The 16,355-nt window shown below is 71.0% G+C and carries 15 protein-coding genes; 10 read left to right on the top strand and 5 right to left on the bottom strand.

Going from position 1 to position 16,355, the window contains the following annotated elements:
- Positions 1 to 176 precede the first annotated feature (176 nt).
- From gap to ACF1BN_RS10155, 8 genes are all read left to right on the top strand, one after another.
- Complete coding sequence (gap, locus tag ACF1BN_RS10190; protein ID WP_392331139.1) at positions 177 to 1,187, top strand: type I glyceraldehyde-3-phosphate dehydrogenase; 1,011 nt, start codon at positions 177 to 179, stop codon at positions 1,185 to 1,187.
- A gap of 116 nt (positions 1,188 to 1,303) precedes the next feature.
- Positions 1,304 to 2,515, top strand: a complete 1,212-nt coding sequence (locus tag ACF1BN_RS10185) for a phosphoglycerate kinase (RefSeq protein ID WP_392331138.1) — start codon at positions 1,304 to 1,306, stop codon at positions 2,513 to 2,515.
- 7 nt (positions 2,516 to 2,522) lie between these two features.
- Complete coding sequence (tpiA, locus tag ACF1BN_RS10180; RefSeq protein ID WP_392331137.1) at positions 2,523 to 3,299, top strand: triose-phosphate isomerase; 777 nt, start codon at positions 2,523 to 2,525, stop codon at positions 3,297 to 3,299.
- A 107-nt stretch (positions 3,300 to 3,406) separates the two neighbouring features.
- Positions 3,407 to 3,637, top strand: a complete 231-nt coding sequence (gene secG, locus ACF1BN_RS10175; protein WP_017238647.1) for a preprotein translocase subunit SecG — start codon at positions 3,407 to 3,409, stop codon at positions 3,635 to 3,637.
- A gap of 77 nt (positions 3,638 to 3,714) precedes the next feature.
- Positions 3,715 to 4,050, top strand: coding sequence for an RNA polymerase-binding protein RbpA (locus ACF1BN_RS10170; protein WP_003957010.1), 336 nt, complete (start codon positions 3,715 to 3,717; stop codon positions 4,048 to 4,050).
- A 155-nt stretch (positions 4,051 to 4,205) separates the two neighbouring features.
- Entirely contained in the window at positions 4,206 to 5,870 is a 1,665-nt protein-coding gene (gene pgi / locus ACF1BN_RS10165) for a glucose-6-phosphate isomerase (RefSeq protein ID WP_392331136.1), read from the top strand.
- Positions 5,871 to 5,873: 3 nt separating this feature from the next.
- Positions 5,874 to 6,374, top strand: coding sequence for a PH domain-containing protein (locus ACF1BN_RS10160; RefSeq protein WP_392331135.1), 501 nt, complete (start codon positions 5,874 to 5,876; stop codon positions 6,372 to 6,374).
- Positions 6,371 to 7,921: a PH domain-containing protein gene (locus ACF1BN_RS10155; RefSeq protein ID WP_392331134.1), complete on the top strand. Its 1,551-nt coding sequence runs from the start codon at positions 6,371 to 6,373 to the stop codon at positions 7,919 to 7,921. Before ACF1BN_RS10160 ends, ACF1BN_RS10155 begins: the two co-directional genes overlap by 4 nt.
- Positions 7,922 to 7,960: 39 nt before the next feature.
- On the opposite strand, the gene pgl is transcribed toward ACF1BN_RS10155, so the two are convergent.
- Genes pgl through tkt form a run of 5 tightly spaced genes read right to left on the bottom strand, consistent with a single transcriptional unit; the run spans position 7,961 to position 14,599 of the window.
- Positions 7,961 to 8,737 carry a 6-phosphogluconolactonase gene (gene pgl, locus ACF1BN_RS10150; protein ID WP_392331133.1) on the bottom strand — a complete coding sequence of 259 codons (777 nt, stop codon included), beginning with the start codon at positions 8,735 to 8,737 and terminating at the stop codon, positions 7,961 to 7,963.
- Entirely contained in the window at positions 8,734 to 9,816 is a 1,083-nt protein-coding gene (opcA, locus tag ACF1BN_RS10145) for a glucose-6-phosphate dehydrogenase assembly protein OpcA (RefSeq protein WP_392331132.1), read from the bottom strand. Before opcA ends, pgl begins: the two co-directional genes overlap by 4 nt.
- On the bottom strand, positions 9,813 to 11,345 hold the full coding sequence (zwf, locus tag ACF1BN_RS10140; protein ID WP_376596003.1) for a glucose-6-phosphate dehydrogenase: 1,533 nt from the start codon (positions 11,343 to 11,345) through the stop codon (positions 9,813 to 9,815). Before zwf ends, opcA begins: the two co-directional genes overlap by 4 nt.
- Positions 11,346 to 11,350: 5 nt before the next feature.
- Positions 11,351 to 12,475 (bottom strand): transaldolase, encoded by a 1,125-nt coding sequence (gene tal / locus ACF1BN_RS10135; RefSeq protein ID WP_392331131.1) that lies wholly within the window; start codon positions 12,473 to 12,475, stop codon positions 11,351 to 11,353.
- A gap of 36 nt (positions 12,476 to 12,511) precedes the next feature.
- Positions 12,512 to 14,599, bottom strand: coding sequence for a transketolase (tkt, locus tag ACF1BN_RS10130; protein ID WP_392331130.1), 2,088 nt, complete (start codon positions 14,597 to 14,599; stop codon positions 12,512 to 12,514).
- Positions 14,600 to 14,941: 342 nt separating this feature from the next.
- On the opposite strand from tkt, the gene ACF1BN_RS10125 reads away from it, so the two are divergent.
- Positions 14,942 to 15,895, top strand: a complete 954-nt coding sequence (locus ACF1BN_RS10125) for a heme o synthase (RefSeq protein ID WP_392331129.1) — start codon at positions 14,942 to 14,944, stop codon at positions 15,893 to 15,895.
- 89 nt (positions 15,896 to 15,984) lie between these two features.
- Positions 15,985 to 16,329, top strand: a complete 345-nt coding sequence (locus ACF1BN_RS10120; RefSeq protein ID WP_392331128.1) for a hypothetical protein — start codon at positions 15,985 to 15,987, stop codon at positions 16,327 to 16,329.
- Positions 16,330 to 16,355 lie beyond the last annotated feature (26 nt).

Below are 16,355 nucleotides of genomic sequence, written 5' to 3'. Positions count from 1 at the left end.
AGAGGTACGGGCCGTCCGGCATTTCCCGGGGACTTTTCGGGCGCGGACGGCCGCCCTCGATGTCACTCGGGGGCGCGCGTGGAGGTAGGGTCGGAAGCGGTCAGGGACATCCCGAAAAAATCAAGAGCTAGCCGGTGTGACATATCACCCGGCATTCCTAACGAGGAGATCGGTTCGTGACGATCCGCGTAGGCATCAACGGCTTCGGCCGTATCGGTCGCAACTACTTCCGCGCGCTCCTTGAGCAGGGTGCCGACATCGAGGTCGTGGCCGTCAACGACCTGGGCGACACCGCGACCACGGCCCACCTGCTGAAGTACGACACCATCCTGGGCCGCCTCAAGGCCGAGGTGTCCCACACCGCCGACACCATCACCGTCGACGGCCACACCATCAAGGTGCTGTCCGAGCGCGATCCCTCCGACATCCCGTGGGGCGAGCTCGGCGTCGACATCGTCATCGAGTCCACCGGCATCTTCACCAAGCGCGAGGACGCGGCCAAGCACCTCGCCGGCGGCGCCAGGAAGGTCCTCATCTCGGCTCCGGCCAAGGACGAGGACATCACCATCGTGATGGGCGTCAACCAGGAGAAGTACGACCCGGCGAAGCACGACGTCATCTCCAACGCGTCCTGCACCACCAACTGCGTCGCCCCGATGGCCAAGGTCCTCGACGAGAACTTCGGCATCGTCCGCGGCCTGATGACCACGGTGCACGCCTACACCAACGACCAGCGCATCCTGGACTTCCCGCACAAGGACCTGCGCCGCGCCCGCGCCGCCGCGGAGAACATCATCCCGACCACGACCGGTGCCGCGAAGGCCACCGCCCTGGTCCTCCCGCAGCTCAAGGGCAAGCTGGACGGCATCGCCATGCGCGTCCCGGTCCCCACCGGCTCCGCCACCGACCTGGTCGTCACCCTGGACCGCGAGGTCACCAAGGACGAGGTCAACGCCGCCTTCAAGAAGGCGTCCGAGGACGGCCCGCTCAAGGGCATCCTCTTCTACACCGAGGACCCGATCGTCTCCTCGGACATCGTCAGCGACCCGGCGTCGTGCACCTTCGACTCCTCCCTGACCATGGTCCAGGACGGCAACAGCGTCAAGATCCTCGGCTGGTACGACAACGAGTGGGGCTACTCGAACCGTCTCGTCGATCTCACCACCTTCGTCGGCGACCAGCTCTGAGGTACTAGGGTTCAGCAGGGCAGGCTTTCGATGTGGCAGGGCTCGAGCAGCGCGACGATGCGCTGCGCGGGCCCTGTGTCGTGTGCTCCACCGCGTACCAAGGAGTCAGTGAACAGATGAAGACGATCGACGAGCTTCTCGGCGAGGGCGTCGAGGGCAGGCGGGTGTTCGTCCGCGCCGATCTCAACGTGCCGCTCGACGGCACCACCATCACCGACGACGGGCGCATCCGCGCCGTCGTCCCCACGGTCAAGGCGCTCGCCGACGCCGGCGCCCGGGTCGTGGTCGCCTCCCACCTGGGCCGCCCCAAGGGCGCCCCGGACCCGGCGTTCTCCCTCGCCCCCGCCGCCGCCCGGCTCGGGGAACTGCTCGGCGCCGAGGTGGCCTTCGCCACCGACACCGTCGGCGAGTCCGCGCAGGCCACCGTCGCGGGCCTGGCCGACGGCCGGGTGGCCGTCATCGAGAACCTGCGCTTCAACGCCGGCGAGACCTCGAAGGACGACGCCGAGCGCGACGCCTTCGCCGGGCAGCTGGCCGCCCTCGCCGACCTGTACGTCGGCGACGGCTTCGGAGCCGTCCACCGCAAGCACGCCTCGGTGTACGACCTCCCGGGCAAGCTGCCGCACGCGGCCGGCTACCTGATCGCCACCGAGGTCGGCGTCCTGAAGAAGCTCACCGAGGACGTCCAGCGGCCGTACGTGGTCGTCCTCGGCGGTGCGAAGGTCTCCGACAAGCTCGGCGTGATCGACCACCTCCTGGAGAAGGCCGACCGCATCCTCATCGGCGGTGGCATGGCCTACACCTTCCTCAAGGCCCAGGGCCACGAGGTCGGCATCTCCCTCCTCCAGGAGGACCAGATCCCGGCCGTCAAGGACTACCTGAAGCGGGCCGCGGACAAGGGCGTGGAGTTCGTCCTCCCCGTCGACGTCCTGATCTCGACCGAGTTCCCGGACCTCAGGACGAAGGCCCCGGCGAACCCCACCACGGTCGCCGCGGACGCCATCCCGGCCGACCAGGAGGGCCTGGACATCGGTCCGGAGACCCGCAAGCTGTACGCCTCGAAGCTCGCCGACGCGGCCACCGTCTTCTGGAACGGTCCGATGGGCGTCTTCGAGCACCCCGACTACGCCGAGGGCACCAAGGCCGTCGCCCAGGCGCTCGTCGACTCCCCGGCGTTCTCCGTCGTCGGCGGTGGTGACTCCGCCGCCGCGGTCCGCATCCTGGGCTTCGACGAGAACGCGTTCGGACACATCTCGACCGGTGGCGGCGCCTCCCTCGAATACCTCGAGGGCAAGAAGCTCCCCGGCCTCGTCGCACTGGAGGACTGACCCCCTTATGACCACCCGCACCCCGCTGATGGCGGGCAACTGGAAGATGAACCTCAACCACCTGGAGGCCATCGCCCACGTCCAGAAGCTCGCCTTCACGCTCACCGACAAGGACTACGACGCCGTCGACGTCGCCGTCCTCGTCCCCTTCACCGACCTGCGCTCCGTGCAGACCCTGATCGACGGCGACAAGCTCAAGATCAAGTACGGCGCCCAGGACCTGTCGGCCCACGAGTCCGGCGCCTACACCGGTGAGATCTCCGGCGCCATGCTCGCCAAGCTGAACACCGGCTTCGTCGCCGTCGGCCACTCCGAGCGCCGCCAGTACCACGCCGAGTCGGACGAGCTGTGCAACGCCAAGGTGAAGGCCGCCTTCGCCCACGGCATCACCCCGATCCTCTGCGTCGGCGAGGAGCTGGACGTGCGCGAGGCCGGCAACGCCGTCCCGCACACCCTCGCCCAGGTCGAGGGCGGCCTGAAGGACGTCCCGGCCGAGCAGGCCGAGACGGTCGTCGTCGCGTACGAGCCGGTCTGGGCCATCGGCACCGGCAAGGTCTGCGGCGCCGACGACGCCCAGGAGGTCTGCGGGGCGATCCGCGGCAAGCTCGCCGAGCTGTACTCGCAGGACGTCGCCGACAAGATCCGCATCCAGTACGGCGGCTCCGTCAAGGGCTCCAACGTCGCCGAGATCATGGCGCAGCCCGACATCGACGGCGCCCTGGTCGGCGGTGCCTCGCTGGACGCGGACGAGTTCGTCAAGATCGTCCGCTTCCGCGACCAGTGACGATGTAGAGCGGCGGAGGCGATCCGTCGTACTCTTGCGGGGGTCGGGCCGGTGTGCCCGGCCCCCGTCCCTTTTCAAGCTCCGAGGAAGTTGGTCCAGCCGTGGTTATGGGGTTCTCGATCGCCCTGATCGTCTTCAGCGGCCTGCTGATGCTGCTGGTGCTGATGCACAAGGGGAAGGGCGGCGGCCTCTCCGACATGTTCGGTGGCGGCATGCAGTCCTCCGTCGGCGGCTCCTCGGTCGCCGAGCGCAACCTCGACCGGATCACGGTCGTGGTCGGACTGCTCTGGTTCGCCTGCATTGTGGTGCTTGGTCTGCTCATGAAGCTGGACGGGTAACTCCGCACACTGGACGCGCGTTGGGCCTTCCGTAGACTGGGGCATCAGCGAGCACCATCACGCAGGGAGTTACGACCGTGGCAAGTGGCAACGCGATCCGGGGAAGCCGGGTCGGAGCGGGGCCGATGGGGGAGGCCGAGCGGGGCGAGTCGGCACCGCGCCTCCGCATCTCCTTCTGGTGCTCGAACGGGCACGAGACCCAGCCGAGTTTCGCGAGCGACGCGCAGGTCCCGGACACCTGGGACTGCCCCCGCTGCGGTTTCCCGGCCGGCCAGGACCGGGACAACCCGCCGGACCCGCCGCGCACCGAGCCGTACAAGACCCACCTCGCCTACGTCCGTGAGCGGCGCAGCGACGCCGACGGCGAGGCCATCCTCGCCGAGGCGCTCGCCAAGCTCCGGGGCGAGATCTGAACGACAACTGAACATCGGTGGAAAGGGCTCCGCCCGTGAACTCGGTTCGCGGGCGGGGCCCTTCGTCGTGTCCGGTGCCGGTGGCACGGATCGCCCCGTTCGATCAACTAGGTTGGAGGAGCAGCGGGGCAGACACGTACGAGAAGAAGTGGGCGATGTCCGAAATGACCACTGAAGGACGCATCAGGCTCAACCGGCTGCCCGAGTGGGCGGCCCTCGGCAAGCACCGGGAGCAGCTGGGCGGCACCCATCTGCGCGAGCTGTTCGCGGCCGACCCGGAGCGCGGCACCGGCTACACCCTGCGGGTCGGCGACCTCCACCTGGACTACTCCAAGCACCTCGTGACCGACGAGACCCTGGAGCTGCTGCGCGAGCTGGCCGCCGCCACCGACGTCGCCGGGCTCCGCGACGCCATGTTCCGCGGCGAGAAGATCAACACCACCGAGGACCGGGCCGTCCTCCACACCGCGCTGCGCGCGCCCCGCGGGGCCGTGATCGAGGTCGACGGCGAGAACGTCGTCCCGAAGGTCCACGCCGTCCTCGACAAGATGGCCGGCTTCGCCGACAAGGTCCGCTCCGGCGCCTGGACCGGCCACACCGGCAAGCCGGTCAAGAACATCGTCAACATCGGCATCGGCGGCTCCGACCTCGGCCCCGCCATGGCCTACGAGGTCCTGCGCGCCTACACCCGGCGGGATCTGACGCTCCGTTTCGTCTCCAACGTCGACGGCGCCGACCTCCACGAGGCCGTCCGCGACCTCGACCCGGCCGAGACGCTCTTCGTCGTCGCCTCGAAGACCTTCACCACCATCGAGACGGTCACCAACGCGACCTCCGCCCGCGACTGGCTCCTCGGCGGACTCGGGGCCGGCCAGGAGGCCGTCGCCAAGCACTTCGTGGCCCTGTCCACGAATGCCGAGAAGGTCCAGGACTTCGGCATCGACACGGCCAACATGTTCGAGTTCTGGGACTGGGTCGGCGGCCGCTACTCGTACGACTCCGCCATCGGCCTCTCCCTGATGATCGCCATCGGACCGGACCACTTCCGCGAGATGCTCGACGGTTTCCACCTCGTCGACGAGCACTTCCGCACCGCCCCCGCGGAGGAGAACGCGCCGCTCCTGCTCGGCCTCCTCGGCGTCTGGTACGGCGGCTTCTTCGACGCCCAGTCGCACGCCGTCCTGCCCTACTCCCACTACCTGTCGAAGTTCACCGCCTACCTCCAGCAGCTCGACATGGAGTCCAACGGCAAGTCCGTGGACCGCCAGGGCGAGCCGGTCGACTGGCAGACCGGCCCGGTCGTCTGGGGCACCCCCGGCACCAACGGCCAGCACGCCTACTACCAGTTGATCCACCAGGGCACCAAGCTGATCCCCGCCGACTTCATCGGCTTCGCGAAGCCGGTCGGCGACCTGCCGCCCGGCCTCGTCGCCCAGCACGACCTGCTGATGGCCAACTTCTTCGCCCAGACCCAGGCCCTCGCCTTCGGCAAGACGCCCGAGGAGGTACGCGCCGAGGGCGTGCCGGAGGAGCTGGTCCCGCACAAGACCTTCCGGGGCGACCACCCCACCACCACGATCCTCGCCGACTCCCTCACCCCCTCGGTCCTCGGCCAGCTGGTGGCGCTCTACGAGCACAAGGTCTTCGTCCAGGGCGCCGTCTGGAACATCGACTCCTTCGACCAGTGGGGCGTCGAGCTCGGCAAGGTCCTCGCCAAGCGGATCGAACCCGTCCTGACCGGCGAGGCGACCGCCGAGGGGCTCGACAGCTCCACCGCGGCCCTCGTCAGCGCCTACCGCGCCCTGCGCGACCGGACCTGACCGATGGCGGGGGAGAGCGTGATACGGCTGCGGCCGCCCAGGAACGCCGTGGACCGCAGGGCCGTCGGCTGGTGGCGCGTCCAGTGCCTCATCGGCACCGCCGTCCCGGTCGTGGTGCTCGGCGTCCTCGGGCTCCTGATCGAACCGGCCCGGTTCTGGCTGCTTCTCCCGGCCGCCGCGCTGGCCGCGGTCGGACTGGCCTGCACCGCGTTCTTCCCCGCCTGGTGGTACCGGGTGCACCGCTGGGAGGTCACCGACGAGGCGGTGTACACGCGCACCGGCGCCCTGTGGCAGGAGTGGCGGATCGCCCCCATGTCACGGATCCAGACCGTCGACACCGTACGCGGCCCGCTGGAGCAGCTCTTCGGGCTCGCCACGGTCACCGTCACCACCGCCTCGTCCAAGGGCGCGCTCCGCGTCGAGGGACTCGACCACGAACTCGCGGCGGAGCTCGCCGAGCGGCTGACCAGGATCACCCAGGCGACCCCCGGGGACGCCACGTGACCCCCGGCGACGAGGGGGAGTGGCGGCGCCTCGACCGGCGTACCTCCCTCGTCACCGCCGCCGTCCTCTGCGGCGTCGCGGCCGGCGCCGGGGTCCCCGTCACCGCGGGTCTCGCCGGCTCCCGGCCCCTCTGGCAGGCGCTCGCCTGGGTCCTCGCCGGCGCCGTCCTGCTGATCGGCGGCGGCACCGCCGCCGAACACGTCCGCCTCCGCCACACCCGCTACCGGATCGGCGGCGACCAGATCGAGCTCCACTCCGGCCTGCTGCTCCTCAAGCGGCGCACCCTGGCCCGGGAGCGGATCCGCAGCGTCGACCTCACCGCCAACCCGCTCCAGCGGGTCCTGGGCCTGGTCAAGGTCCGCATCGGCACCGGCGAGTCCACCGGCGGCGGCGAGTCCACCCTGGAACTCGAATTCGTCACCCGGGCCGAGGGCGAACGGCTCCGCCGCGAACTCCTCACCCGCGCCGCCTCCCCCGAGGCGGCCCCCGACCAGGACGGCACCCTCGCCGTCCTCGACCCCCGCTGGATCCGCTACGCCCCCGTCTCCTTCGTCACCGGCCTGCTCGGCGGCGCCGCCGCAGGAGCGGTCATGCAGGTCAGCGAGTGGTTCGGCGTCCAGTCCGAGGTCATCGTCTGGATAGGGGACCGCTTCCAGGACGTCTCCCTGCCGTGGATGATCGTCTCCCTCGCCCTCCTCGCCGCCCTGGCCGGCGCGCTCGGTTCGCTCGGGCTCTGGGTCGAGATGTGGTGGAACCACCGGCTCGAACGCGAACCCGGCGGCACCCTCCGGGTCCGCCGCGGTCTGCTCAGCACCCGCTCGGTCACCCTGGAGGAGGAGCGGGTGCGCGGGGTCGAGCTCGTCGAACCCCTCGGCGTCCGCCTCGTCGGCGCCGCACGCGTCGACGCGGTCGCCGGCGGCCTCGCCGAGGACGACGAGAAGCACACCGACCTCAAGACGCTGCTCCCGGCCGCGCCCCGGGCCGTCGCCGCCCGGATCGCCGCCGAGGTCCTGCGCGACCCGGCCGACCCGTTCGCCGTCCCCCTCACCCCGCACCCGCCCGCCGCCCGCGGCCGCAGGGTGCGCTGGGCCCTCACCGCCGTACTGCTCCCCGCCGCCGTCCTCGCCCTGCTCGGCGCGCTCCTCACCCCGGCCCTGCTGTACGTCGCGGCCGGGTGGACCGTGGTGCTCACGCCGCTCGCGGTCGCCCTCGCCCTGGACGCGTACCGCTCGCTCGGACACGCTCTCGGCGGCGGGTACCTGGTGACCCGCTCGGGCACGGGACGGCGGGCCACGGTCGCCCTCCAGCGGTCCGGGATCATCGGCTGGACGGTCAAGCAGTCGTACTTCCAGCGGCGCGCCGGCCTCCTCACGCTCACCGCCACCACGGCGGCGGGCGAGCGCGCCTACGACGTCCTGGACGCGGACGGGAGCGAGGGGCTGGCCTTCGCCGCCGAGGCCGTACCGGGGCTCCTCGCGCCCTTCCTGGAGCCGGCCGAGCGGGCCGGCACGGCGAGGACGGCGGAGGCCCGGTCCACCGAGGGGTGAACCGGGCCTCCGCGGAATCCGCGTGACGATTTGTCAGGCCTAGGCCGGGGGATACAGGCTCCGCGGCAGCTCCGAGGCCGCCGCCGCGTCCATCAGCCACAGGGTGCGCGAGCGCCCGCGGGCGCCGGCCGCCGGGGCCTGCACCTCGCCGGCGCCGGAGAGCGCGAGGGCCGCGGCCTTCGCCTTGTCCTCACCGGCCGCGAGCAGCCAGACCTCCTTCGCCGCCCGGATCGCCGGGAGGGTCAGGGAGATCCGGGTGGGCGGCGGCTTGGGCGCGCCGTGCACGCCGACGACCGTCCGCTCGGTCTCCCGGACCGCGGGCAGCTCCGGGAAGAGCGAGGCCACGTGGGTGTCCGGTCCGACGCCCAGCATCAGCACGTCGAAGGCGGGCACCCCGCCCCGCTCGGTCGGGCCGGCCGCGGCGGCCAGCTCGGCCGCGTATCCCGCGGCGGCGGCGTCGGCGTCGTCCCCGTAGGGGCCGTCCGAGGCCGGCATGGCGTGCACCCGGGCCGGGTCCAGCGGGACCCGGTCCAGGAGCGCCTCGCGGGCCTGGGTGACGTTCCGCTCGGGGTCGCCCTCGGGCAGGAACCGCTCGTCGCCCCACCACAGGTCGAGCCGCGACCAGTCGATCGCGTCCCGGGCGGGGGCGGTGCCGAGCGCGGCGAGCAGCCCGTTGCCGTTGCGGCCGCCCGTCAGCACGACCGAGGCGGAGCCCCGGGAGGACTGGGCGTCCACGATCCGGGTGATCAGCCGGGCCGCCGCGGCCTCGGCCATCAGCTCCTTGTCCCGGTGGACCACCAGCTGCGGAGTGCTCACTTGGCCGCCGCCTTCTTCGCCGGGGCCTTCTTGGCGGGTGCCTTCTTCGCCGGCTCGGCGCCGGATCCGGCGGACTCCGGCTCGGCGGGCTCCTCCGGCTCGGCGGGGGCCTCCGCGGCGGGCTCCTCCGGCGCGGGGGCGGTGACGCCCGCCTCGTCGTCGAGCCGCTCCAGACCGAACTTGAGCGACGCCGCGTAGGTGTCGTCCGGGTCGAGCCGGCGCAGCTCCTCGGCGATCAGCTCGGCCGTCTCGCGGCGCTTGAGCGCCACCGCGCGGTCGGGCTGGCCCTCTATGGAGAGCGTCGCGAGCGAGCCGTCGGGCCGGTCGAGGACGATCGGTCCCGCGCTCGTCTCCAGCCGCACCGAGGTGAGGCCGGGGCCGGCGGAGGTGGAGCGCCGTACCGGCACCTTCAGCCGCTCGGCCAGCCACATCGCGAGCAGTTCGACGCTCGGGTTGAACTCCTCGCCCTCCACGTCGGCCGAGGTCACCTCGCAGTGGACCTGGTCGAGCGCGGCGGCCAGCATCGAGCGCCACGGGGTGATCCGGGTCCACGAGAGGTCCGTGTCGCCGGGGGTGTAGGTGTCCGCGCGCGCGGTCAGCTCCTGGATGGGCTGCTCGGCGGCGTACGTGTCGGTCACCCGGCGCTGGGCGAGGGCGCCCAGCGGGTCGTTCGCCGGGTCGGTCGGCGCGTTCACCGGCCACCAGACGACGACGGGGGCGTCCGGGAGGAGCAGCGGCAGCACCACCGACTGGGCGTGGTCGACGACCTCGCCGTACAGCCGGAGGACGACCGTCTCCCCGGAGCCGGCGTCGGCGCCGAGGCGGACCTCGGCGTCGAGCCGGGTGTTGGCCCGGTCCCGCGGCGAGCGCGAGACCCGCTTGATGACCACGAGGGTCCGCGAGGGGTGCTCGCGGGACGCCTCGTTGGCCGCCTTCAGCGCGTCGTAGGCGTTCTCCTCGTCGGTGACGATGACGAGGGTGAGCACCATGCCGACGGCCGGGGTGCCGATCGCCCGCCGCCCGAGCACCAGCGCCTTGTTGATCTTGGAGGACGTGGTGTCCGTCAGGTCGGTCTTCATGGCCGGCGCCAGCTCCTGCCGTCTCGTGCGAGCATCTCGTCCGCCTCGACCGGACCCCAGGTCCCGGACTCGTACTGGGCCGGCTTGCCGTGCGCGTCCCAGTACTGCTCGATCGGGTCGAGGATCTTCCAGGACAGCTCGACCTCCTCCACGCGCGGGAAGAGGTTGGAGTCGCCGAGGAGGACGTCCAGGATGAGCCGCTCGTACGCCTCGGGGCTGGACTCGGTGAAGGACTCGCCGTAGGCGAAGTCCATCGACACGTCCCGGATCTCCATCTGGGTGCCGGGCACCTTGGAGCCGAAGCGGACGGTGACGCCCTCGTCCGGCTGGACCCGGATGACGATGGCGTTGCGGCCCAGCTCCTCCGTCGACGTGTGGTCGAAGGGGGAGTGCGGGGCGCGCTGGAAGACCACCGCGATCTCGGTGACCCGGCGGCCGAGCCGCTTGCCGGTGCGCAGGTAGAAGGGGACGCCCGCCCAGCGGCGGTTGTCGATCTCCAGCTTGACCGCCGCGTAGGTGTCGGTCTTCGACTGGGGGTCGATGCCCTCTTCCTGGAGGTAGCCGACGGCCTTCGCGCCGCCCTGCCAGCCCGCGCCGTACTGGCCGCGGACGGTGGTCTTCGCCAGGTCCTTGGGGAGCCGGACGGCGCCCAGCACCTTGGTCTTCTCCGCGGCGAGCGCGTCGGCGTCGAAGGAGGCGGGCTCCTCCATCGCGGTCAGCGCGAGCAGCTGGAGGAGGTGGTTCTGGATGACGTCACGGGCGGCGCCGATGCCGTCGTAGTAGCCGGCGCGGCCGCCGATGCCGATGTCCTCGGCCATGGTGATCTGCACGTGGTCGACGTACGACCGGTTCCAGATCGGCTCGAAGAGGGTGTTGGCGAAGCGGAGCGCCAGGATGTTCTGGACGGTCTCCTTGCCGAGGTAGTGGTCGATGCGGAAGACCGCCTCGGGCGGGAAGACCTCGTGGACGACCTCGTTGAGCTCCTTGGCGGAGGTCAGGTCGTGGCCGAAGGGCTTCTCGATGACGGCGCGGCGCCAGGAGCCGTTCTTCTGGTCGGCCAGGCCGTGCTTCTTCAGCTGCTGGACGACCAGCGGGAAGAACTTCGGCGGCACGGACAGGTAGAAGGCGAAGTTGCCGCCGGTGCCCTGCGCCTTGTCCAGCTCCTGGATGGTGTCCTTCAGCTGCTCGAAGGCCTCGTCGCTGTCGAAGTCGCCCTGGACGAACCGCATGCCCTGGATGAGCTGCTGCCAGACCTCCTCGCGGAAGGGGGTGCGGGCGTGCTGCTTGACGGCGTCGTGGACCTCCTGCGCGAAGTCCTCGTCCTGCCACTCCCGGCGGGCGAAGCCGACGAGCGAGAAGCCCGGCGGCAGCAGGCCGCGGTTGGCCAGGTCGTAGACGGCGGGCATCAGCTTCTTACGGGACAAATCGCCCGTGACGCCGAAGATGACCAGGCCCGACGGCCCCGCGATGCGCGGGAGCCGTCGGTCTGCGGCGTCACGGAGCGGGTTGGCTCCGTCGACGGTGCTCAAGGTGGTCAGGCCTCCGAAGGGACGCGGCGCGCGAGCTCCGCCTCGGTCGAGCTGAGCAGGTCGTTCCAGGACGCCTCGAACTTCTCGACGCCCTCGTCCTCCAGGAGCTGGACCACGTCGTCGTAGCTGATGCCCAGCTCGGCGACGGCCGCCAGGACCTCGCGGGAGGAGTCGTACGTGCCGCGGATGGTGTCGCCGTCGACCTCGCCGTGGTCGGCGGTGGCCTCCAGGGTCGCCTCCGGCATGGTGTTGACGGTGCCCGGGGCGACGAGGTCCACCACGTAGAGGGTGTCCTTGTACGCCGGGTCCTTGACGCCGGTCGAGGCCCACAGCGGACGCTGCTTGTTGGCCTGCGCCTTGTCGAGGGCCGCCCAGCGCTCCGAGGAGTCCGAGAAGACCTCCTCGTACGCCTCGTAGGCCAGGCGCGCGTTGGCCAGCGCCGACTTGCCCTTGAGGGCCTTGGCCCCGTCGGTGCCGATGCCGTCCAGGCGCTTGTCGATCTCGGTGTCCACGCGGGAGACGAAGAAGGACGCCACCGAGTGGATCTTCGCCAGGTCGAGGCCGCGCTCGCGGGCCTTCTCCAGGCCCGCCAGGTAGGCGTCCATCACCGCGCGGTAGCGCTCCAGCGAGAAGATCAGCGTCACGTTCACGCTGATGCCGAGGCCGATGACCTCGGTGATCGCCGGCAGGCCGGCCTCGGTGGCCGGGATCTTGATGAGCGTGTTCGGCCGGTCCACCAGCCAGGCCAGCTGCTTGGCCTCGGCGATCGTCGCGACCGTCTCGTGGGCGAGCCGCGGGTCGACCTCGATGGAGACCCGGCCGTCCTGGCCGTCCGTCGCGTCGAAGACCGGGCGCAGGATGTCGGCGGCGTCGCGGACGTCCGCCGTCGTGATCATGCGGATGGCCTCGTCCACGGTCACCTTGCGGGCGGCCAGGTCGGCGAGCTGCTGCTCGTAACCGTCACCCGAGGTGATCGCCTTCTGGAAGATCGACGGGTTGGTGGTCACACCGACCACGTGCGACTGGTCGATCAGCTCGGCCAGGTTGCCGGAGGTGATCCGCCGGCGGGACAGGTCGTCCAGCCAGATCGCGACGCCTTCGTCGGAGAGGCGCTTGAGAGCGTCTGTCATGAGAGTTGCATCTCCAAAAAGTCGTACGTATCCGCGTCAGCGCGCGGCGGCGGCGATCGATTCCCGGGCGGCGGTGGCCACGGCCTCCGGCGTGAAACCGAACTCACGGAAGAGGACCTTGGCGTCGGCCGAGGCGCCGAAGTGCTCCAGCGAGACGATCCGGCCGGCGTCACCGACGTACTTGTGCCAGGTCAGGCCGACGCCGGCCTCCACCGCGACACGCGCCTTCACCGACGGCGGGAGGACGGAGTCCTTGTACGCCTGGTCCTGCTCCTCGAACCACTCCACGGACGGCATCGAGACCACGCGGGTCGGGACGCCCTCGGCCTGGAGCTGCTCCCGGGCCTCGACGGCCAGGTGTACCTCGGAGCCGGTCGCGACGATGACGACCTGAGCCTCGCCGCCCTCGGCGTCGAACAGCACGTAGCCGCCCTTGGCCGCGTCCTCGTTCGGCGCGTAGGTCGGCACGCCCTGGCGGGTCAGCGCCAGTCCGTGGGGCGCGCCCTTCAGGTACTCCCGGGTGTGCCGCTTCATGATCTCGCGCCAGGCGATCGCCGTCTCGTTGGCGTCGGCGGGCCGGACCACGTTGAGGCCCGGGATCGCGCGCAGCGCGGCCAGGTGCTCCACCGGCTGGTGGGTCGGGCCGTCCTCGCCGAGACCGATCGAGTCGTGCGTCCACACGTAGGTCACCGGCAGGTGCATCAGGGCCGACAGGCGCACCGCATTGCGCATGTAGTCCGAGAAGACCAGGAAGGTGCCGCCGTAGATGCGGGTGTTGCCGTGCAGCGCGATGCCGTTCATCTCCGCGGCCATGGCGTGCTCGCGGATGCCGAAGTGGATCGTGCGGCCGTACGGGTTCGCCTCGGGCAGCGGGTTGCCCTCGGGGAGGAAGGAGGACGACTTGTCGATCGTCGTGTTGTTCGAGCCCGCGAGGTCGGCCGAGCCGCCCCACAGCTCAGGGACGATCTCGCCCAGCGCCTGGAGCACCTTGCCCGAGGCGGCACGGGTGGCGACGCTCTTGCCCGTCTCGAAGACCGGGAGCTTCTCCTCCCAGCCGGCCGGCAGCTCGTTCGCCTGGATCCGGTCGAACTCGGCGGCCCGCTCCGGGTTGGCCGTGCGCCACTCGGCGAGTCGCTTCTCCCAGGCGGCGCGGGCCTCGCGGCCGCGGTCGCCGAGCTCACGGGTGTGGCCGATGACCTCGTCGGCGACCTCGAAGCTCTGCTCCGGGTCGAAGCCCAGCACGCGCTTGGTGGCCGCGACCTCGTCGGCGCCGAGCGCCGAGCCGTGCGCGGCCTCGGTGTTCTGCGCGTTCGGCGCGGGCCACGCGATGATCGAGCGCATCGCGATGAAGGACGGGCGCTCGGTCTCGGCCTCGGCCGCGCGGATCGCCGCGTACAGACCGGCCGGGTCCAGGTCGCCGTTCGCCTGCGGCTCCACGCGCTGCACGTGCCAGCCGTACGCCTCGTACCGCTTCAGCGTGTCCTCGGAGACGGCGGTCTCGGTGTCGCCCTCGATCGAGATGTGGTTGTCGTCCCACAGCAGGATGAGGTTGCCGAGCTTCTGGTGGCCCGCGAGCGAGGACGCCTCGGCGGAGATGCCCTCCTGGAGGCAGCCGTCGCCGGCGATCGCGTAGACGCGGTGGTCGAAGGGGGAGGTGCCGGGGGCCGCCTCCGGGTCGAAGAGGCCGCGCTCGTAGCGGGCGGCCATCGCCATGCCCACCGCGTTCGCCACACCCTGGCCCAGCGGGCCCGTGGTGGTCTCGACGCCGGCCGTGTGGCCGTACTCGGGGTGGCCCGGGGTCTTCGAGCCCCAGGTGCGGAACGCCTTGAGGTCGTCCAGCTCCAGACCGAAGCCACCCAGGTACAGCTGGGTGTAGAGGGTCAGGGAGGAGTGGCCCGCGGAGAGCACGAACCGGTCGCGGCCGACCCACTCGGGGTCGGACGGGTCGTGGCGCATCACCTTCTGGAAGAGGGTGTACGCGGCCGGCGCGAGGCTCATCGCCGTACCGGGATGGCCGTTGCCGACCTTCTGTACGGCGTCCGCGGCCAGGATGCGGGCGGTGTCGACGGCCCGCTGGTCCAATTCGGTCCACTGGAGGTCTGTGGTGGTCGGCTTAGTGCTCACCCTGGGTCAGGGCTCCTCTCCACATGTCTGTAGCCGGTGACTGAGGGTGTACCGGCGCTGTCGAGCCTACCCCCGAAAAAGCCCCCTCTTTTCGTGTTCATGCCCCTCAAATGAGCGGACAGAGCAAGAGTGCCGGTGCCCGTGGTGCTTCGCCTCCCGAACGGCGCGCCGAAGGGTGTCCGCCCCTTGATACGGGGAGGGAGGCACGCCTACGAGTGAGGCCCGCCAACACGACCCCACCCCCGCGAAGATCGCTGTCTGGGCAACGTCTAGAGTGGCGTGGTACGCGCAAGTTTCACCCCGCCTCTCTGCGGGGACTTGCTGGGAATTTCTCTGTCAGGGGTGTGCGTGACGGCCGTCGAGTCCCGACCCGCAGGGGTCGTCTTGGCTACCGGCCCGGGGGGCCATCGGCCGTTCGGGGCCCGCGTCAAGGCATTCGTGGCGCTGACCAAGCCGCGGATCATCGAGCTGCTGCTCATCACCACCGTTCCGGTGATGTTCCTCGCCGAACAGGGCGTGCCCGACCTGTGGCTGGTGCTCGCCACCTGCTTCGGCGGCTACCTCTCGGCGGGCGGCGCCAACGCGCTCAACATGTACATCGACCGCGACATCGACGCGCTGATGGACCGCACGGCGCAGCGACCGCTGGTCACCGGCGTGGTCTCGCCGCGCGAGGGCCTGGTCTTCGGCCTCACCCTCGCCGTCGTCTCCACCCTCTGGTTCGGCCTGCTCGTCAACTGGCTCTCCGCCTGGCTCTCCCTCGGCGCGCTCCTCTTCTACGTCGTGATCTACACGATGCTCCTGAAGCGGCGCACCGCGCAGAACATCGTCTGGGGCGGCATCGCCGGCTGCATGCCCGTCCTCATCGGCTGGTCCTCGGTCACCGACTCGATGTCCTGGGCCGCCGTCATCCTCTTCATGGTCATCTTCTTCTGGACGCCGCCGCACTACTGGCCGCTGTCGATGAAGGTGAAGGACGACTACGCGCGCGTGGGCGTCCCCATGCTCCCCGTGGTCGCGTCCAACAAGGTCGTCGCCAAGCAGATCGTCCTCTACAGCTGGGTCATGGTCGCGGTCTCGCTGCTGCTCACCCCGCTGGGCTACACGGGCTGGTTCTACACGGCGGTCGCGCTGGCCACCGGCGGCTGGTGGCTCTGGGAGGCGCACGGCCTGCTGAACCGCGCCAAGGCGGAGGTCACCGGCGGGAAGCTCAAGGAGATGCGCCTCTTCCACTGGTCCATCACCTACGTGTCGCTGCTCTTCGTGGCGGTCGCGGTGGACCCCTTCCTCCGCTGAACCCTCCGGCTCCGACGGCCGGGTCGTGTGGGCTGTCCCACGCGGCCCGGCCGTCGTCAGTCGATCTACCGCTCGGTAGCATCCTTTCCATGGCAGACACCACGGAAGACACCACGGCCGTCTCCCCGCGCGCCGAGCGCAAGGCGGCCAAGCTGGCCAAGGAGATCCGCGCCTTCGGCAAGGAGCACGGCGGCGCCGAGGGCCAGCTCGCCCACATCGGCCAGGCCGGCACCCGGATCGTCCTCGTCGGCGAGGACGGCGGCTGGGGCGACCTGGTGGCCCCCACCTATGCGATCGCCCGGCAGGCCGCCGAGAAGGCCGGACTGACCCTGCACGACGAGTTCGACGGCGAGTTCGCCGCCAAGGTCGTCACCGGCCCGTACGAGTGGACCCGGATGGCCGGCATCCAGCTCGGCGGCCCCGCCAACGCCTGATCCCGCGACCGCGCCGGCCGCCCGCC

Origin of the sequence: Streptomyces sp. NPDC014861 (assembly GCF_043081625.1) — a bacterium.
Taxonomy (GTDB): Bacteria; Actinomycetota; Actinomycetes; order Streptomycetales; family Streptomycetaceae; genus Streptomyces.
Note: the sequence above shows the minus strand (reverse complement) of the source record. Positions and strands in the feature narration are given on the sequence as shown.

Excerpts from the sequence above, each read along its gene's own strand:
- tpiA (WP_392331137.1), top strand. The coding sequence starts at position 2,523 with ATGACCACCCGCACCCCGCTGATGGCGGGCAACTGGAAGATGAACCTC.
- opcA (WP_392331132.1), bottom strand. The coding sequence starts at position 9,816 with ATGAAGACCGACCTGACGGACACCACGTCCTCCAAGATCAACAAGGCG.
- pgi (WP_392331136.1), top strand. The coding sequence starts at position 4,206 with ATGTCCGAAATGACCACTGAAGGACGCATCAGGCTCAACCGGCTGCCC.
- tal (WP_392331131.1), bottom strand. The coding sequence starts at position 12,475 with ATGACAGACGCTCTCAAGCGCCTCTCCGACGAAGGCGTCGCGATCTGG.
- ACF1BN_RS10120 (WP_392331128.1), top strand. The coding sequence starts at position 15,985 with ATGGCAGACACCACGGAAGACACCACGGCCGTCTCCCCGCGCGCCGAG.
- ACF1BN_RS10160 (WP_392331135.1), top strand. The coding sequence starts at position 5,874 with ATGGCGGGGGAGAGCGTGATACGGCTGCGGCCGCCCAGGAACGCCGTG.
- ACF1BN_RS10185 (WP_392331138.1), top strand. The coding sequence starts at position 1,304 with ATGAAGACGATCGACGAGCTTCTCGGCGAGGGCGTCGAGGGCAGGCGG.
- secG (WP_017238647.1), top strand. The coding sequence starts at position 3,407 with ATGGGGTTCTCGATCGCCCTGATCGTCTTCAGCGGCCTGCTGATGCTG.